This window comes from Streptomyces sp. NPDC049577, assembly GCF_040675635.1.
GTDB lineage: Bacteria > Actinomycetota > Actinomycetes > Streptomycetales > Streptomycetaceae > Streptomyces.
In genome coordinates this window covers 15126-32636 of sequence record NZ_JBFAPH010000027.1, presented here as the reverse complement: position 1 = coordinate 32636, position 17511 = coordinate 15126, and the positions used below count along the sequence as shown (strand labels likewise).

The 17511-nt window shown below is 67.8% G+C and carries 21 protein-coding genes; 11 read left to right on the top strand and 10 right to left on the bottom strand.

Translation table 11 applies throughout. The features are described from left to right. The 6 genes from AB0K09_RS06065 to AB0K09_RS06040 all read right to left on the bottom strand — a co-directional run. A partial coding sequence (locus AB0K09_RS06065) for a PAS domain-containing protein (protein WP_366064075.1) occupies positions 1 to 903 on the bottom strand: 903 nt, incomplete at its 3' end. A gap of 191 nt (positions 904 to 1094) precedes the next feature. Beyond that, on the bottom strand, positions 1095 to 1499 hold the full coding sequence (locus tag AB0K09_RS06060; RefSeq protein ID WP_366064074.1) for an ATP-binding protein: 405 nt from the start codon (positions 1497 to 1499) through the stop codon (positions 1095 to 1097). Positions 1500 to 1606: 107 nt separating this feature from the next. Beyond that, on the bottom strand, positions 1607 to 2020 hold the full coding sequence (locus AB0K09_RS06055) for a (deoxy)nucleoside triphosphate pyrophosphohydrolase (protein ID WP_366064073.1): 414 nt from the start codon (positions 2018 to 2020) through the stop codon (positions 1607 to 1609). 51 nt (positions 2021 to 2071) lie between these two features. After that, the gene (locus AB0K09_RS06050) at positions 2072 to 2254 is read right to left on the bottom strand and encodes an SPOR domain-containing protein (RefSeq protein ID WP_366064072.1); all 183 of its coding nucleotides are present in this window, start codon (positions 2252 to 2254) and stop codon (positions 2072 to 2074) included. A 180-nt stretch (positions 2255 to 2434) separates the two neighbouring features. Next, a complete protein-coding gene (locus AB0K09_RS06045) occupies positions 2435 to 4072 on the bottom strand; it encodes an APC family permease (RefSeq protein ID WP_366064071.1) in 1638 nt (545 codons plus the stop codon). A gap of 260 nt (positions 4073 to 4332) precedes the next feature. Next, positions 4333 to 5085, bottom strand: coding sequence for a GntR family transcriptional regulator (locus tag AB0K09_RS06040; RefSeq protein ID WP_366064070.1), 753 nt, complete (start codon positions 5083 to 5085; stop codon positions 4333 to 4335). A 488-nt stretch (positions 5086 to 5573) separates the two neighbouring features. Here AB0K09_RS06040 and AB0K09_RS06035 point away from each other — a divergent pair, with 488 nt between their 5' ends. The 6 genes from AB0K09_RS06035 (at position 5574) to AB0K09_RS06010 (ending at position 8995) form a co-directional block, all read left to right on the top strand. Continuing rightward, positions 5574 to 5960, top strand: coding sequence for a CPCC family cysteine-rich protein (locus tag AB0K09_RS06035; protein ID WP_366064069.1), 387 nt, complete (start codon positions 5574 to 5576; stop codon positions 5958 to 5960). Then, a complete protein-coding gene (locus tag AB0K09_RS06030; RefSeq protein ID WP_366064068.1) occupies positions 5957 to 6202 on the top strand; it encodes a hypothetical protein in 246 nt (81 codons plus the stop codon). The genes AB0K09_RS06035 and AB0K09_RS06030 overlap by 4 nt, the downstream gene beginning before the upstream one ends. Before the next feature lie 6 nt (positions 6203 to 6208). Next, the gene (locus AB0K09_RS06025) at positions 6209 to 6688 is read left to right on the top strand and encodes a hypothetical protein (protein ID WP_366064067.1); all 480 of its coding nucleotides are present in this window, start codon (positions 6209 to 6211) and stop codon (positions 6686 to 6688) included. Positions 6689 to 6691: 3 nt separating this feature from the next. Next, positions 6692 to 7321, top strand: coding sequence for a DUF6000 family protein (locus AB0K09_RS06020; RefSeq protein WP_366064066.1), 630 nt, complete (start codon positions 6692 to 6694; stop codon positions 7319 to 7321). 139 nt (positions 7322 to 7460) lie between these two features. After that, positions 7461 to 7820, top strand: a complete 360-nt coding sequence (locus AB0K09_RS06015) for a hypothetical protein (RefSeq protein WP_366064065.1) — start codon at positions 7461 to 7463, stop codon at positions 7818 to 7820. Beyond that, positions 7817 to 8995, top strand: a complete 1179-nt coding sequence (locus AB0K09_RS06010) for a caspase family protein (protein ID WP_366064064.1) — start codon at positions 7817 to 7819, stop codon at positions 8993 to 8995. Before AB0K09_RS06015 ends, AB0K09_RS06010 begins: the two co-directional genes overlap by 4 nt. Here AB0K09_RS06010 and AB0K09_RS06005 read toward each other — a convergent pair. Then, positions 8981 to 9190 carry a hypothetical protein gene (locus AB0K09_RS06005; protein ID WP_366064063.1) on the bottom strand — a complete coding sequence of 70 codons (210 nt, stop codon included), beginning with the start codon at positions 9188 to 9190 and terminating at the stop codon, positions 8981 to 8983. The genes AB0K09_RS06010 and AB0K09_RS06005 overlap by 15 nt on opposite strands. A gap of 419 nt (positions 9191 to 9609) precedes the next feature. Between AB0K09_RS06005 and AB0K09_RS06000 the strand changes: the two genes are divergently transcribed. Beyond that, the gene (locus AB0K09_RS06000) at positions 9610 to 11781 is read left to right on the top strand and encodes an AAA family ATPase (protein WP_366064062.1); all 2172 of its coding nucleotides are present in this window, start codon (positions 9610 to 9612) and stop codon (positions 11779 to 11781) included. 26 nt (positions 11782 to 11807) lie between these two features. On the opposite strand, the gene AB0K09_RS05995 is transcribed toward AB0K09_RS06000, so the two are convergent. Both AB0K09_RS05995 and AB0K09_RS05990 read right to left on the bottom strand, forming a co-directional pair. Next, the gene (locus tag AB0K09_RS05995) at positions 11808 to 12338 is read right to left on the bottom strand and encodes an NUDIX domain-containing protein (RefSeq protein WP_366064061.1); all 531 of its coding nucleotides are present in this window, start codon (positions 12336 to 12338) and stop codon (positions 11808 to 11810) included. Between the two features lies 1 nt (position 12339). Next, positions 12340 to 13695 (bottom strand): tetratricopeptide repeat protein, encoded by a 1356-nt coding sequence (locus AB0K09_RS05990; protein WP_366064060.1) that lies wholly within the window; start codon positions 13693 to 13695, stop codon positions 12340 to 12342. 222 nt (positions 13696 to 13917) lie between these two features. Here AB0K09_RS05990 and AB0K09_RS05985 point away from each other — a divergent pair, with 222 nt between their 5' ends. The 4 genes from AB0K09_RS05985 to AB0K09_RS05970 all read left to right on the top strand — a co-directional run bounded on the left by AB0K09_RS05985 (position 13918) and on the right by AB0K09_RS05970 (position 16930). Then, on the top strand, positions 13918 to 14667 hold the full coding sequence (locus AB0K09_RS05985; RefSeq protein WP_366064059.1) for a hypothetical protein: 750 nt from the start codon (positions 13918 to 13920) through the stop codon (positions 14665 to 14667). 76 nt (positions 14668 to 14743) lie between these two features. Further along, complete coding sequence (locus AB0K09_RS05980) at positions 14744 to 15655, top strand: aminoglycoside phosphotransferase family protein (protein ID WP_366064058.1); 912 nt, start codon at positions 14744 to 14746, stop codon at positions 15653 to 15655. A gap of 1 nt (position 15656) precedes the next feature. Continuing rightward, positions 15657 to 16349, top strand: coding sequence for a class I SAM-dependent methyltransferase (locus AB0K09_RS05975; protein WP_366064056.1), 693 nt, complete (start codon positions 15657 to 15659; stop codon positions 16347 to 16349). A 35-nt stretch (positions 16350 to 16384) separates the two neighbouring features. Next, a complete protein-coding gene (locus tag AB0K09_RS05970; RefSeq protein WP_366064055.1) occupies positions 16385 to 16930 on the top strand; it encodes an HAD domain-containing protein in 546 nt (181 codons plus the stop codon). A gap of 65 nt (positions 16931 to 16995) precedes the next feature. Here the strand turns inward: AB0K09_RS05970 and AB0K09_RS05965 are convergent, their stop codons facing one another. Further along, positions 16996 to 17499, bottom strand: coding sequence for a hypothetical protein (locus AB0K09_RS05965; protein ID WP_366064054.1), 504 nt, complete (start codon positions 17497 to 17499; stop codon positions 16996 to 16998). Positions 17500 to 17511 lie beyond the last annotated feature (12 nt).

Here is a 17511-nt window from a genome sequence, read left to right as displayed (position 1 = left end):
GAGCAGGCCCTGGTAGAGGTCGACGGAGGCGAGGTCGCAGAACTGCGGGACGGCGACGTCCAGGAGTTCGCGCGCGGTGGTCTCCAGGTCGAGGGAGTTGCCGATGCGCGCGCTGGCCTCGTTCAGCAGGGCCAGGTTGCGGCGTACGCCCGCGGCCTCGCGCTCGGCGCGGCGCCGTCCGGTGACGTCGGTGGCGATGGCGGCGACGCCGATCGGCCGTCCGCCGCCGCTGTGCAGCCGGTACAGCGAGACCGACCAGCGGCGGCGCTCGGGGCTGCCGGGCACGGGGCCGACCAGCTGAATGTCGGCCACCGGTTTTCCGGTGTCCAGGACCTGGCGCAGGGCGGCGGTGAGCCGTTCCGCCTCGGCGCGCGGCAGGAAGTCGTGGGGCGTGCGGCCCCGGTGCCAGGCGGCCGGATGGCCGAAGGTCTGGGCGAAGCTCTCGTTGACGCGCAGCAGCGTCAGATCCGTACCGAAGAAGAAGAAGCCCAGCGGAGATTGGCCGAAAACGGCCTCCGCCGCGGCGATGTCGGTCTCTATTCCACGCAGCGCCCGGACGTCGACGGCGACGCACAGGGCGGCGCGTTCGCCGTGCGGATTCTCACTGGGCATCACATAGATCTCGGCCAACCCCGGTCGCTCACCGGTGCGCTGATAGGGCACCAGGCCGGTCCAGGTGCGGCCGTCGAGGCCGCCGTCGGCGAGGAAGGGCGCGACCGGGAGGCGGCCGCCGTCGCGGGTGAACACGTCGTGCGGGTCCCGGCCGACGGCCTGCCGGGCCGTTATCCCGAAGAGTTCCCCCGCCCGTTCGCTCCACTGCTCGATGCGGCCGTCGGGGCCGAGGGAGAACGTCGCCACGCGGATGTAGTCGTACAGGGAACCCGGAGGGCTGTTCTGCCACATGCCCGTGGCATCCGTAGCCTCTGGCCTGTCCGCCGCGGAACCCGCTGGCTTTTCGCTCACGTGCCCGTCCCCTCCGGCTCATGTGCTCGCACCGGCATCAGAAGGCCGAGTATCCAGCACGGGGGGCCTTCGGAACACGGACTTCACGATCACAGCACGGTCTCAACCCGCTATGTCTTCTCCCCGGGTTACTAACCGGGCAAGCTCAGCTCGAACCACACGGTCTTTCCGGTGGTACCGGGACGGGTTCCCCAGCGGCGGGAGGCCAATGCCACCAGTTGCAGTCCGCGCCCGCCCTCGTCGTCGGCCTCGGCGGCGCGCTCGCGGGGCGGATCGGGCAGGGGGTCGGAGACCTCGACGAGCAGCGTCGGGCCGGGGCGGGAGTACATACGGACCCCGATGGGCCCGCTGGCGTACCGCAGGGAATTGGTGACGAGCTCGCTGACCAGCAGCGCGGTGATGTCCATGACGACGTCCATCCCCCACTCGCGCAGCGTGTCGCGCACGAGCGTACGGGCGGTACGGACGGCGCCGGGCTCGGCGGGGAAGCTCCACTCGGCGAATCCGGGCGTGAAGGCCACTGCGCTGTCGCTCACCGATCCCTCCGGTTATGCCGGTTTTAAAGGCAATAATCAGCCCATACCCGGAATGCGGGGTGGCCTATCGCCTTCGTGGGATCTTTCGCCCGGGAACCGGATGCCGGTCAGGACGGGTGGGAGACGTGCTCCGTCAGCAGCCGCATCGCCTCCGCCACCGCCGGGCGGTCCTGGTCGAGCCAGTCGACCTCGTCGACGCGCTCGGGCGTGAGCCACCGGACCTCGTCGTGGTCCTCCAGCGGCAGGGGCTCACCGGACAGGAGCCGCGCGGTCCACACCCGCAGCACGTATCCCGGCTTGAGGGGCCACTCCCCCGCGATGCGCTCCAGCGGCTCGGCCTCGATGCCGAGCTCCTCGCGGAGCTCCCGGACGAGCGCCTGCGGCCCCGTCTCGCCGGGTTCGATCTTGCCGCCGGGCAGCTCCCAGCGGCCCGCCAGCTCGGGCGGTGCGCTGCGGCGGGCGGCGAGCAGCCGCCCCCGGTCGAGAACCGCTCCCGCCACCACCACACGCACCGTCGTCATGGGCGGCAAGCTTAACGGCGCCGCCGGCAGTGCCGGCGACGCCGTAAGTGTTCAGGAGACCGCGCGACCGCCGACCCGCTCCACTATGTAGAGCTGCCGGTGCCCGTGGGCGTCCAGCCGGTCGGCCACGCGCTCCGCCTCCGTTCTGGTGGCGTAGCGCCCGACGCGGTAGCGGTTGCCGTTCTCGTCCTGGCGGATCACCAGCCAGGGCAGGACCGGTCCGGTGTCAGTCATCGCCCTGCCCCTTCCGCCGAGGCGTGCACCGGCGCACGCCCTCCGACGCCTCCCGAGAAGAAACCACCGTCCGCATATGCCCGAGCGTACGCCCGACCTTTACGCTGCGGATACGGGTTTTCACGAAGAGGCACGCATTCGGCCAACCGAGTGCGCCGGGCCGCCGCTACCCGACGGTGATCAGGCCTTGGCGGGCTCGGTCTCGGCCTGCTCCTCCGCCTCGGCGGCGGCCGCCATCTCCTTCTCGACCTCGACGAGCGTCGGGTTGCGCCAGGCGCTGTGCACGCCCCACGTGTAGAAGGCGAGCGCGATCAGCGCGACGAGCAGCATGTCCCAGCCCTCGGCGAGGTAGCCCTGGCCGTTGAACTTGGTGCTGCCGGCCCAGGAGACGGCCGCCATCACGAAGAGGTAGCTCACCATCCAGGCGCCCGCCTTCAGGTGCGGCTTGAGCACGGCCCACGGCTTGCGCAGCTCGTACCAGGCCCAGATCGGCAGACCGACCGCCATGAGCAGGATGACCTTGCCGGTCAGCGGCCACTTGGCCCAGTACAGGACGAGCGAGCCGAAGACCATCGCGATGGGCGCGATGACGGGCATGGCCTTGAGCATGACCGGGCGCTTGAGGTCCGGGGCGATCCGGCGCAGCGACATCACGGCGACGGGGCCGGTGATGTAGGAGATGACGGTCGCGACCGAGACGATCTCCGCGAGCGAGCCCCAGCCGCGGAACACGGCGAGGAACAGGAAGGCCACGACGAGGTTGAGCAGCAGGGCCGGGCGCGGCACGCCCGTCTTCTTGTCGACCTTGCCGAAGACGCCCGGCAGGTGGCCGTTCTCCTGGACGCCGTGGATCATGCGCGAGGTGGTCGCGGCGTAGATCATGCCGGTGCCGGACGGGGAGATGAAGGCGTCCGCGTAGAGGATGATCGCCAGCCAGTTCAGGCCCCAGGCGATGGCCAGGTCGGCGAGCGGCGACTTGAAGGTCAGGGCGCTCCAGCCGGAGGCCAGGTCCTGGGACGGGACGGCCATCAGGAAGGCGACCTGCAGCGCGATGTAGATGACCAGCGCGATGAGGATCGAGCCGATGACGGCCTTCGGCAGCGACTTGCCCGGGTTGCGGGCCTCACCGGCCATGTTCAGCGGGGACTGGAAGCCGTTGTAGGCCCAGACGATGCCGGAGGTGGCGACCGCCGTGAAGACCGCGCTCCAGCCGTTCGGCGTGAAGCCGCCCGCCGCCTGGATGTTGTGCGTGTCGAAGTGCGCGTACATCAGGGCGCCGGCGGTCAGGGCCGGGACGACGACCTTGAAGACCGTGATCGCGTTGTTGGTCTTCGCGAACAGGCTGATCGCGAACCAGTTGAGGAAGAAGTAGAAGACCAGCAGGACGCTGGCGAGGCCGACGCCGCTGCCCGTCAGCTCCTTGCCGTCGTAGAGGCCCTTGGCCCAGTCCCACTTCCAGGAGCTCATGTACTGCACGGAAGCGGTCGCCTCGCCGGGGATGACGGAGACGATCGCCAGCCAGTTGGCCCAGGCGGCGAGGTAGCCGGCCAGCGAGCCGTGCGAGTACTGACCGTAGCGGACCATGCCGCCGGCCTTCGGGAACATCGCGCCGAGCTCGCTGTAGGTGAGCGCGATCGTCAGCGCGACGGCCGCGCCGATGACCCAGGCGAGGATGGCGGCGGGACCGGCGATGCCGGCCGCCCGCTGGGCACCGAAGAGCCAGCCGGAGCCGATGATCGACCCGAGGCCCACGGCCGTCAGGGCCACCGGACCGAGGGTCCGGCGGTAATTGGAGTGGGAACCGTGTTCGGTACTCAACGCCCCGGATCTCCTTTTCTTTCTAACTCCCCCACGGCAGGACACAAACCGCGCCATCGTACGAGCGATTTCGCCGAGTTGGTTCCGCCAAAGGGCCTTGACCTGGGGCTCTGTGAGTTTTGCAACATCAGGGAGTGCCCCGCCCTACCGGTACAGAGCAGAGCAAACCCCCCACATCCTACCGGCTGGTATAGACCAGAAAGCCGGGTTCCCCGGGGTACGGAAACTGACCCGAGAGTCAGTTCACACTCCCGTCACGCCTACTTCACCGGCAGGTGGTAGGCGGCGCGGTACCGCTCGGCGAGCATGACGACGTCCGCCGTCTCGACCGGGCAGCCCCCCGCGAAGTACGTCCGCGAGACGACCAGCACGCAGTGCCCGGGCACCCCGCCCAGCGCCAGCGTCTCCTCCGCGAGCCCGGGGCGCGCCCCGACCTCCTCCGTGACGTTGTCCACGACGAGGTCGATGGCGGCCATCCGCTCGACCACACCCCGCCCGGCCAGCGGCCCCTCCTCGGGCAGCATCACGGGCGTCCGCCCGGTCACCGACAGGGGCTCCCAGGACGTCGAGATCATGCACGGCTCGCCCGCCGACCGGAACAGATAGTCCGTGCGCATCACGCGGTCCCCCTGGGAGATCAGCAGCCGCCGCGCCACCTCCACCCCGGCCGTCTGCTGCTCGCTGCGGGACTCCCATGTCCCGCAGACCCGGTCGTCCCCCTGCTCCTGCCGGAACGGCGTCGACTCCCCGACCCCCCGGTACCCCGTGCGCACCACGGCCCGGGGCACGGGCTGCTCCCGCACATACGTCCCCGACCCGGAGCGGCCCTCCACCAGCCCCTCGGCCATCAGCACCTTCCGCGCCTCCAGCGCGACGGTGTCCGACACCCCGTACTGCTCGCGGATCCGCGCCTGCGAGGGCAGCCGCGTGTGCGGCGGCAGCTCCCCCGCGACGATTTTCTGGCGCAGATCGCCGGCGACGCGAAGGTACGCGGGCTGGTCACCGAATGCCACGGCCACTCCCAAGGGGTTGACAGTCCGCAACAGCTTGGCAACCCAGCGTTGCCCTCCGCAACTCAAGGCCAAGCGTTCACTGGAAGTGGTGAATTGCAGTTCAGCGACGTGTGGTTGAGCGCAATGGGCACATGCGGTCAGCACTCACCGGAAGCACTTCCGCAACTGTGCGCCGCCGAACCCCACCCGATCCTGACTCTGGGTGAGCGGCGGGTGCCCGGTGACAGCGCGAAGGGGCCGCACCCGGTGCGGGTGCGGCCCCTTCGCGGGGGTCCGGCGGATCAGACGTTGAAGCGGAATGTCTGCGGTCTGATCCTGACCTGCGGCGGAGCCTCGTCCAGGGCTCTGACCTGGGACTTCCAGGTTGGTATGCGTTGGCTCCCGACGGTCGTTTACGGGTGTCCTGCGGACTGGCTGCGGACTGGCCGGGCGGGCAGAGGCCGAGAAATCCATGGCGCACCGGCCGGACCTGCAACGAGACTGCGCAGGTGAGCGACCGCTACCCCTGCCCCTGCTGCGGGCACCGAGTGCTCGACGCCATGCCCGGCTCGTACGAGATCTGCCCTGTCTGCTTCTGGGAGGACGACGGGGTCCAGTTCCGCTGGCCGACTATGGGCGGCGGCGCGAACAAGGTCGCCCTGATCGAGGCCCAGCGCAACTACCAGGACTTCGGCGCCTGCGACGAACACGGCCGACGGTACGTCCGCCCTCCGGCCGAGGACGAGCCACTCGACCCCGCCTGGCGCCCCATCGACCTGACACGCGACTCCTTCGAGGACTGGGCGGCCGGGGACCGCGCCCCGTGGCCCGACGACCACTCGGTGCTCTGCTGGTGGCTCCCCACCTTCTGGCGCCGGGACCACTCCGCGTCATGACCTCCTCCATCGAGACACTCGTCCAGCAGCTCGACGGCAAGGCCGACGAGTCCTACGACGCCCGCGCGGAGCTGATCTGGACCGGCGCCGACGCCATACCCGCGGTCATCAACGGCCTGCCTTCCCTCGGCGGCTTCGGCCAGCTGACCGCCATCGAGGTCTTCGAGGAGGTGGGCGATCCCCGTTGCGGCACCGCTCTCATCGGCCTGCTGGACAGCGACAACCCGACCGTCCGCGAATGAGCGGCCATGGCCCTGGCGAGCCTGGAGATCGACGGTGCCATCGAGCCCCTGCGCCGCGCCTACCGCGCCTGCCTGGAACGCGCGACCCCACCGGACTGGACCGAGCCCGTCGGCATCCGCTGGGCCCTGACCGAACTCGGCGCACGCACCCCCGTCGTCCCGCCGCTCATCGCGCGCCTACGAGCCACCACTGCGGACAACGCCCCAGGCTGGCCCTCGGCCCACTTCACCGAGATCATCAACGACCTGGCCGACCACAGCCAAGTGATCCTCTACTCCCAGTTCTGGCAGGTGGACGCCGGCCGCACATACGGGGTCTCCGGCCCCGGCCTGGACTGGGAACTTGACTGGACCGCGCCCTGGGAGCACCTGGTCGAGGAGTCCCGCACCTGGTCCCTGCTGGAAGCCTCCGAAGCCCCCACCGGCAGCAACATCTTCGTCGCCCCAACCTGGATCGACCGCACCGACCTGCACCCGGAGAGGTAACCGATGCCGTCCCAGCACCCTGCCGAAATTGGCTATGGCCATGTGGTCGAGAGCTACGTGACGAGGGCATACGGGGGTCTCCCGCGCTACCTCGTCCTGAACGGCGGGCGGTTCCTGGGCCCCCGGTGGTGGCACACCACCCGCTTCACCCGACACCTACTCAATGACGCCGCCGCGATCACCGACGAGGAACTGGAAGCCCTCCTCGGGTACGAATGGCGCTCGCGCCTCACCGCCGCCTGGCTGATCGGCGTCGACCGCCGCGAACGGTTCCGGGCACGCATCGGCGACCTGCTCCTGGCCAGCGAGGTCTGCTACTCCGGCAGCGCCTACTGCTTCGCCCTGGCCCGCTTCGGTACCCACGCCGACGCCGAGATCCTCACCGCTTACCTCGATCACTACCTCCCCCGCACCGACCTCCACTACGACCAGCCCGCCGCCCTGGGCGCCCTCCTCCGCCTCGATGCCCTCCTCGGTACCCGCCACGCCGACCGTTTCACGGAACCCGACGGCCTCTGGGACGAGTGGGTCAAGGGCGTGGGACACCTCGGCTACCCCAGCCACACCCCCGCCGAACAGCGCCGCTGGACGGACCTCAACTGCGGGTTCGCCAACGGCTGGCGGCGCCTGTAGGTCGCGGTGCAATCACCGGCCCCAGGCTCCTAGTTCCCACCAGATGAGGGCGTGAACAAGCCAAACGCACACCAGGAAGCCGGTTCTGCCCGACGATGGAGATGCGGAAGGCCGCCGACATGCGGAGACAGGGGGGACCATGCGCATTGACGTACGGGTAGAGGCAGAGGCTGACGAGCTGCGTTCACTCCACCAGTGGCTGGGAGCAGACAGAGAGGTCCGCAGGTCGTCCGAATTGGCACTCCAGGAGCAGCCTCCCGAGCCAGGGCACATGGGCGGTTTGTTGGACGCCATCCAATTGGTGACTGACAACGGATGGAGCGCTGCATCCTTCGTGGTGGCACTGGCCGCCTGGAAGCGAACCAGGCCCCAGGACCCGCGTATCGAGATCAGGCGGGGTGACACCGTGATCGTCCTTACCCAGGGCAGCGATGCCGAGATCGAACGTGTCATTCGTGCCCTTGAGACCTCGACCGAGGATGAGGCACCTGGGACATGAGCGTGTTGCCCGACCCCGGCGCGACCCGAGCCGTGCTGATCGGCACCAGCCACTACGACTACCTGGAGTCGCTGCCGGCTGTGTCCAACAACCTGACCGCTCTGGCCGAGGCGCTGACCGGACCCACCTCTTGGACCCTGCCGCCGGAGCATTGCACGATCCTCTCCAACCCCACGACCGCAGAGATGACCATGGCCGCAGTGCGAGCCGCAGCCGAGCAAGCGCGCGACACCGTGCTGATCTACTTCGCCGGTCATGGGCTGGTCGACACCGAAGGGGACCTCTATCTGGCCATGCCGCAGTCCAAGCAGCAACGCGTGGAGACCGGACTGCCCTATCGGTGGTTACGGCAGGCTCTCCTGAACGGCCGGGCCGAGCGGTGTGTCGTTGTCCTCGACTGCTGCTACAGCGGTCTGGCCCTCGGGACGATGGGCGGCCCCTCAGATCTGGCCGATCAGGCGGCCGTGGAGGGAACATTCCTGCTGGCCGCTGCTGCAGAAACACGCCAAGCACTCGCCCCGCCGGACGAGACCTTCACCGCGTTCACCGGCGAACTCCTCGACACGCTTCAGACGGGCATCCCCCATGGGCCTGAGCCGATCGACTTTGGAGCGCTGTACCGGCACTTGCGCATCAGGTTGGCGGCTAAGGGGCGCCCCGACCCACAGGCGAGAGACAGGAACACCGGGGCCCGACTCGCTCTCGGCCGCAACCTGGCCTGCCTGCCGGCAACCGCGGCCACCCCTTCTATCGACGGTGAGCCAGCCACAGGGCGCTCCTGGCCGAGTCCCTCGGGGATCCGCACTGTCAGGGGTTTCTTCAAGTCATTGGCCGATGTTCGTGTGACGAGCGGTCTCACCCATCTGATGGTCAGCCAACGTTCCGGTGGACGCATCTCACCCGGTACCGTCAGCCGGCTCTTGAACCGCGAGAGCCTGCCCAAGACCTGGCACACCACAGCGGCGTACCTGTCCGCCTGCGGCGTGCCGGATCAGCAGGTCGCTGAGTGGCATACCGCCTGGATGCGGTTGCTAACGGATACGACGACCGACACCGCACCGCTCAGCGTCCCGCAACCGCGCCAGAACCAGAAGCCCACCGCGTTGCAGCGGTTGACCGGAAGAGCGTCCCGGCGAAACGGTCGCAGCCGAGATCACCGTTCAGGGAGTAGCTGAGGCAGTCGGAGATGCCTGCTGCGGAGCCGGAACAGGTGCCTCACTGTCATCACCGAAGACCGTGTTCCAAGCAGCAATAGCCAGCAACGCCGCCGCAATCACAACGCCCGTCGCAGGCTTCTTCACCTGCTTGGCGGCCGACGGCCGCACCCAGTGCCCTGCCCGGTAGTAGGGCTTGTCGCTCTTCTGCGCCACTGCGCTCTCCCCCAACGACACTGCCACCTGATCCCTAGACACAGTTTGACAGCGGCCCGTCCGCCCCGAAGAAGAATCAGCACGCACGGCTGATTCCGAACCACGGAGCCGTGATCGGCTGCGTGCTCAGCGGATCACGCGCCAGAGGTCCACGAGTACCGCTCCCACTACCTTCGGTCGACGTGCCCACCATGCCGGCAGATGCTGCCCGACGCGTGACCGTGGCCGGAACTGCTCCTCCAATGCCTGCCCCACTCGGAACTCAACGGCTCAGTATCGACAGGGCAGTGGGGCCACAGGGCCCGCCCAGCCCGCGGCCACGAGCGTCGAGCTTCTGTACCTGTGGTGCGGAATCACACCCGCCAGTCCCTCATGTGCCTCTACGATGATCGCTCTGCGGCTTGAACACCTGGAGCACCATGCGCCTCGAGACGATCAAAATCGAGAACTTCCGCGGCCTCACACATGTGGACATCCCTTTCTCTCGATTCGGCTGCCTTATCGGCGAGAACAACGCCGGAAAGTCGTCCGTATTCCAGGCTTTGAACATGTTCCTAAAGTCGGGGACCGCAGTCGACACCGACTTTCTCGACAGAGGTCGCTCGATCCGAATTCAACTCTCCTTCTCCGAGGTCAGCGAAGCCGACCTGAAGCGACTCGAAGACGGGCACCGAATTCGAATCGAGAGGGAAATTCGGGACGGGCGAATCACGCTCGCTAAAGTTTACAATGGCCCCGGGAAGGGGACCTTCCTGGTCGTCACGCGGGTTCCCCGGGATCACAGGTACACGAAGGTCGCAATCGACGACACATTGAAGTCTGGGCTACCTCCCGAAGTTATCGCCGCCAACGTGAAGGCCACGTACCCAGAAGTTGCCCACAAAATCGAGGGCAAGATCAGCCGCGCAGCGGTGAGGCGCGAGATCGCCACAATAATTGAATCACTCGGTGAGGATGACTTCGTCACTGGAGACGACCCTTTGCCAACCGGGATGGACAAATCGATCGCCCCGCTACTCCCGGAATCAATTTACATTCCAGCCGTCAAGGAGCTCAACGAGGAGCTCAAGACGACATCTACGGCAACTTTTGGGCGGCTCCTAAGTCTACTTTTCGGGCAGATCGAGCACCAGCTTCCCGAGCTGGAATCCTCATTTGAGGCGCTCCGGGGGCAGCTGAACGTAACCACGAACGAAGACGGCGAGGAGTCAGACCAGCGCCTTGCTGAAGTTCGACAAATCGAATCACTGATTCAGAGGAATCTCCAGGAATCCTTCCCGCGAGCAAGCGTCCGCCTTGAGATCCCGCCTCCACGTCTGCGTAGCCTTCTCGAAGAAGCGCAAATCTCCATCGATGATGGAGTCACGGGCCATTTCAGGACCAAAGGAGACGGTCTTCGAAGGTCGGTCGCATTCGCCATCCTTCGCGCGTATGTCGACATGAAAACCGCACGGCCAGTCACGGCAGACAGCTCTCAGCAACCTTGCCTACTCCTCTTCGAGGAGCCCGAAGTATTCCTGCACCCCCAGGCGCAGCGGAAGCTGTTCGAAGCCCTGGCGTTCTTCTCCGAGTTCAACGACGTCCTGGTCAGCACCCACTCGCCGTCATTCTTCGCACCTGGGGCGACCGGAACATTCGTAAAGGTCATTAAGGACCACTCCCTGGATCCGCCGGCAAGTCGGACACGCGTGATCGACCTCTCAAACATTGAGGCACGCGATCAATTTGAGATCATCAAGCACGAAAACAACGAGGCGGCGTTTTTCGCAAATTCTGTCTTGCTCGTAGAGGGGCCGAGTGACCACATCCTAATCCCGCACATCGCTCGAACCCTCAATCCAGAATGGGACTTCGAGAAGCGCGCGACGGCGATTGCCAAAGTTGAAGGAAAGGGAAGCATCGCCCGCTACAGAAGTTTCTTCACTCAGTTCGAAATGCGGATCGCGGTACTCGCCGACCTCGACGTTCTGGCTGAAGGGTTTGACAAATTGGGAGCCAGCCAAGTTTGCCATCAATTGCGAGATCGGCTCATCGCCAAGGCAAACGAAATTGCGGCCACTTCAGGAGCAGACCCTTCCGGAAAGACTCTCAAGAACATGCGCACTAACGGAGCTGTGCAGGATCTCTGGAAGCGGGCCAGGGTGGCGCGAGAGCAATACGCTCAAGGACTTTGCGAATGGGAGGATCTCGACGCCGCTGTCAGCGCGTTTTTTGCGCGATCTACCTCGGGTGCCATACGGAAAGTTCTCGAAGAGGCTGCCGATCCCGACCTTAGGCGCATGAAGATCGAGCTGCTTCAGGAACTACGAAAAGACGACATTTACGTATGGGAGCGCGGCGCAATTGAGGACTACTATCCGCCACTAGAGAACAACGAGTCCTCGAACAAGAACGATCGCGCTCGATCTTTCTGCGAACGTCACGTGACCGCCGAGGATATCAGAGGGTTGGCCGCATTCAAGGATTCAGATGAATGCGAATTTGAGGCAATCTTCGAATCCCTCTTCAGATCAACCCCATCTGGCGACCGTGCGCAGCACTTTTTCCCTAAGCAAGCAGAATCAGATTGGATCACCCACACCTCTCATTAGACTGAGAAAACGCCCCCTTCCTTCACTCAGCGCCAGCCATCGAGCGAGACCTGGGACCTGCCAGATAGATATCCGCGGAGGGCACTCGCTGTGGTGTCGACAAATGCTTCCGGAATGTCGCTGGCGTCGACCCAGCGGACCTGGGAGTGCTTGCGGGGTTCACGGTTCTCGGGTTCGCCGGTCCATTCGTGGGCGGCGAAGACGACGGTGAGGAAGCCGTTGGGGGCCTCGACGCCCCAGGCGCCGTGGATGACGTGGGCGACCTTGAGGGACTCGGGCTTCACCGTGAGGCCGGTCTCCTCGTACAGCTCGCGGACGGCGGTCTCGGTGATGGGCTCGCCGGGCTCGCTCTTGCCGACGGGGAGGTCCCACATGCCTTGGGCGAACTTCGCGTTCTCGCTGCGCTGGAGGAGGACGACGCGGTTGGTGGCCTTGTCGTGGACGATGACGGCCGCGACCAGCAGGGTCATCGATTCGAGCGCCGGCTTGAGGGCCTTCGGCTGGTCGTCGGTCTGCTGGGTCACGGTGTTCCCTTCGTCGGGCGGGTTGTTGGGCATGTTAGGCGAGGGCTTCGCGGGCGCGGCGGGCGAGATCGGCGGCGCCGGGAACGCGGCGGCGCTGGTAGACCGCGAGGGTGGAGCGGATCGAGGCGATCGCCTTCCGGGTCCGGTCGGAGGTCATGCCCTCCATGAGGACCAGGGCTTGGGTCCAGGCGGCGACCGCTTCGTCGGCGCGGGCCTGGGCGGCGAGGCTGTCGCCGAGGTCGGCGTGGGTGAGGGCGTGGACGCGTTTGTACTTCTCGGGGTCCCAGCGGGTGAGGGCGTCGCGGTGCTGCTGCTCGGTGCCGATGTGGTCGGCGAGGTCGGTGAGGGTGCGGGCGGTGTGGCTGGCCACGGTGCCGGCGGCCGGGCCGCTTACGCGGGAGTAGCTGGGCTGGGGGCCGTCGTCGCGGAGGAGGGCGTCTTCGGCAGCGAGCAGGGCGCGCGCGGCCAAGGGGTGCTCGTCGACGGCCGCGTAGGCGCGGGCATGGGTGATGTGGAGGAGAGCCTCGGTCTGGCCGTCGACGTGGCCGAGACCTGTGCGTAGGGCGCCTTCGACGAGGTCGACGCAGTGGTGGGGCTGCTTGAGGCTCAGGGCCTGGTGGGCGAGGGCGCGCATCATCCAGGCGGCGTGGCCGTGGGGGTCGGCTTCGCACGCGAGCTTGTAGCCGACTTGGTAGTAGCGCTGGGCGGCGCCCTCCTGGCCCAGGTCGTGGTGCTTCCACCCTGCGAGGTAGGCGAGTTCGGCGACCGCCCCGAACGCGGCCCGACGTAAGGCTTCGCTGGGGAAGCGTCCGCGCAGCATCGGGGCGGCGGTGTCGGCGAGGTACGCGGTGACGGTGGTCAGGCCGTGCCCGCCGCCGAGACGCTCGTCGGCCGCGCTGAAGGCAGCAGTGATCTGCCGTACGACATCCACGTCCTCCACGCCGACCACGGACGTGCCGGTGCGGGCGCGGAGCATGCGGGCGGTGGCCTCGTGGTCGTAACCAAGCGGCATCGCGACGCCGGCGGTGGTGAAGGCCGCGATGGCGAGGAAGCGGCGGCGCTCGACGTCGGCGCGGCCTAGGTCGGTGACGGTGAGGACGGGGTCGGATTCCGCCGGCGCTTCGGCCTCGCTGGCATGGAGGCCGATCTCGGTCTGGGTAATCGTGCGTCCCGCTCGGCGGGACAGTGCTTCGGCGAGGTACTGACCTACCCGGCCCGACGGGGCACGGGTGCCGTTCGCCCAGTGCGAGATGGCCGACTTGTTGGTCTGGAGGATCTCGCCGTTCTCGGCGGCGATACGTCGCACGTCTCGGGCGAGGGCCTCGTAGGTGCAGCCGACCGCGTCGATGACGTCGCGCAGACGGGAGTTGGGTTCTCGCTGCGCCGCCACGATCACCTCCGCCCTGGAGCTGTAAACCGCGTATACCGCTTCAACTGCCCTCCACCGTACCCACTGAGCGTGACCACCGGTTCACTTATCAGCAGCCGCCCGGAACAGCGCGACCGTGATCCAGGCTCCCCTTGGTCCGGGCGGCACCCCGAAGTTCCGTACGCCCACACCGGGCTCGGGCATACCTGTGCCCGAACCTGGCCGATCAGAGACGGAGACACGGTGACCACCATCGACACCACGGCCATCACGGTCGAGCTGCCTGAGGCGTTCGACCCGCGCTGGAGCCGCCTGCCTGGCGTCCAGGTCGACGGCCGGCGCATCACCCTCGACCCGGCCGAGTACTTCTTCCGCTTCGAGTCGAACACGTGGCTCGTCGCCGACTGGGAGCTGGTCAAGTCCCAGCTCCTGGACGTGGACGAGACGACCGAGAGCGCGGTCGAGCAGCTCGCGCTGGACTTCATCAAGGCCCACGCCGAGTCCACCTCGGACGCGGCTCGGGTGCTGTCCATCGCGTACGAGGTGTACGCGTACCTCTTCCGCGACGAGCACCTGGCCGGACTCGGCCTGCCGCAGATCACCGCCGAGCACCTGCGGATGCTTCGCGAGGCGGCCACGCTGATGGCGCTCAACAAGGTGGAGCTGGACGGGCACATCTCCAACGTCGGCCCGTGCTGGTTCTTCCCCGCCGCCACCTCCGTCGTCTTCGACCTGGACGACGAGATGGGCGGGATGCTCGACGAGGTCTACCACGGCGGCTGGTTCAACGAGCACCGTCGCATCGAGTCCATCAAGGCCCACGCCGCCCTCGGCGGCCGGCTCGTGCACGGCTGCCAGTCCGTGCCGGACCAGACCGGCGGCGTGGTCGCGCCCTACGGTGCCTCGATGGCGAACTTCCGCGACGACCTCGCCGCGTTCAAGGCGGGCTGGATCGAGCAGGTCTACGCCCACCGCGTGAACCCCGCCGCGTAACCCCACCCGATCAGGCTCCGGGGCGGGCCGGCACCCCTCGCCCGCCCCGGACGCCACCATCCCCCGGAGCCCTCACGTGACCGCGAACCCCAGCGCCGAACTCCTCGACAACCTGCTCACCGCGACCGGCCAGACCACCGCCGTACGGGAGGAGGTGCGCGTGTGGTCCATGTCCGGAGTCGAGCGCGTGACCTTCCCCGACGGCTCCACGGCCATCTTCAAGTACGCCAAGAAACCCTTCGACAGCGAGGACCAGGCCCTCCGCCTGGCCCACACCCTCGGTGTTCCCGTCCCCCAGGTCCACGCCTCCGCCGTCCTGGACGGCTGGCTCGGCATGCTCATGGAGGACCTCGGACCGTCCGTCCGCGAGGCCGACGACCTCGACGGCGTCGCCGCGGCCGTGGTCCTGCACGGCACCCGTACGGCTCCGCCCTTGCCCGTTTTCGCCCAGAACCGACTGTGCACGCTGCCGGCCCGGGCGCTGGAGCATCTCGAACGGCTGCGTAAGGCCGACCGGTGGCAGGACGCCGATGACGTCGAGGACGCGCTCGACCAGATCGCCCAGGCCGCCGAGGCCCGCTCGGCAGGCGCAACACTGGCGCCGTTCGGTTGGGTGCACTCCGAGTTCCACCCCACCAGCCTCCACATCGGCAAGCACGGGTGGCGGCTGCTCGACTTCGCCCGCGCCTTCACCGGCCCCGGCCTACTCGACCTCGCCAGCTGGCACGGCACCATCGAGCCCCCGCACCCCGTACGCCTGCGCGTCTTCCTGGAGCAGTACGTCACCGCCGGCGGCACCCCCGACGCCCTCGCCCCGCGCGGCGGGCTCACCGCCGAGAACTGGGCCCTGGGCTGGCACCGCATGTGGGCCGTCGAGTGGTTCATGGAGCAGTCCATCCGCTGGATCAACGACCCGGCCACCGACCCCGCCTACATCAAGGCCGTCCGCCGCCACCTCACCGACGTCCTCCACCTCCTGGAGATCTGACGTGCTCGCCCAGGCATCCCCCTGGCACGCCCACGCCCTCCAGCGCACCGCCGCTGGACTCGCCGAACCCCTCTCCGTGCCTGCGCGGATGGAATGGACCACGAGACCCTGCCAAGGTCCCGGCGCCGAGATCCTCGGCCCCGACCTGCGCGGCAAGCGACTCCTGGAACTCGGCTGCGGCCCCGGCCACAACGCCGCGCACCTCGCCACCCGCCACGGCGCTCGCGTCACCGGCGTCGACCTGGTCGGCCTCCAGGTCCGCCGCGCCCGCTCCCACTACGGACGGCTGAACAACCTCACCTTCGTCGCCGGCCACGCCCTGCACTACCTGCACGCCACCGACGAGCAGTTCGACGCGATCTACTCCGTCTTCGGCGCCGTCGGCCTCGTCGCCCCCGAACTCCTGCTGCCGGCCATCGCCCAACGCCTCACGCCCGGACGAGTGCTCGCCTTCTCCGTCCCTCACCCACAGCGCGGCGGCCGAAGCCCTTCCGGCGACGACCGGCCCCGCCGCGATCACGTCACCCTCCCCGACCGCACCCGGCTCCCCATCGCCCGCTGGGAGTTCGACACCGACCGCTGGGAGAAGCACCTCAGCCGAGCGGGCTTCTGGCTCACCTCGGCCCAGGAGTTCCACGACCCCCGCATGGGCCACTGGCCCACCACCCTGCTGATCCGCGCCCTCAAGCTCTGACCAGCCATTCGTCCCGGCTTCCCTGGGAGGAACCGATGCGCCCGCCCTACCTGCTCCTCGACATCGACGGTGTCCTCATACCCTTCCCCAACGAGCACGGCTCGACCCCGGCCACCCACGCCCGCCACGACGTCGTCCCCACCGACCGGAGCGCCGACAACCCGGTCACCGTCTGGCTCGACCCTGCCCACGGCCCCATGCTCATGGACGTGATCTGCACCGGCCTGGTCACCCCGGTCTGGTGCACCAGCTGGCGGGAGGACGCCACCACCCTCATCGGCCCGCTCCTCGGCCTTCCGACCCTGTCGTACATCGACCTGCCGCGCCCCCAGATCACCACCAGCCACCCCAACGGCTACCTGTGGAAACGCGACCACGTCGACGCATGGCTGGGCGACGCCCCCGCTGTGTGGATCGACGACGACTTCACCGGCCTCGACCACTCCTGGGCGGTGGAGCGCACCGCCCGCGGAATGGCGACCCTCCTCGTGCAGCCCGACCCACACGACGGGCTGCAGCCCCGGCACCTGACCGAGCTCACGACGTGGGTCTCGCAGTTACCCGCAGCCCGCGCCGCCTGACGACTGATGCCCTCGCTGCCACGAGCAGCGAGGGCATCAGGGTGCGCTGCGGGCCCGCACCAGGGCTACTGCCACAAGTCCGCTCCATCACGCCCACTCGGGTCCATAGCCAAGAGATCTTCGTGTAGACCCGGGAGGGCTCGCCCAGTCGGGGCGCCGTCTTCGGCTGACTCCATGACGAGCCAGCCGACATCGATGCCCGATACGTTCACATCACTCCCGGAGTCGAGCTCATCGAGCGTTGCGAACACTGCCTCATAGGCGACCGCTCGCGCCAGGCGAACGAGATCCTCCTTGTTCGCCCCAGCAGCAAGGAGCCGCTGGGCGGCCGGAAGCTGAGCGAAGGCATCCGGATCGGCCCAACTGCCGATCGGACCGCGCCACAGACTTCGCAGCAGCATGAACCGCGCGAGGTGTGGAAGGTCCTCGCAGATCTCCGACTTGGCCCAGTCGCCAGCATCGGCCGCGCCGAGCGCTTCGAATCGGGAGCGCAGCGACTCCGCTGCCGCCCGTCCACGCGCGTCCAGACTGTTCAACCAAGCCTGCCACCCGTTTGAGGATTCACTCACCGTGACAGCATG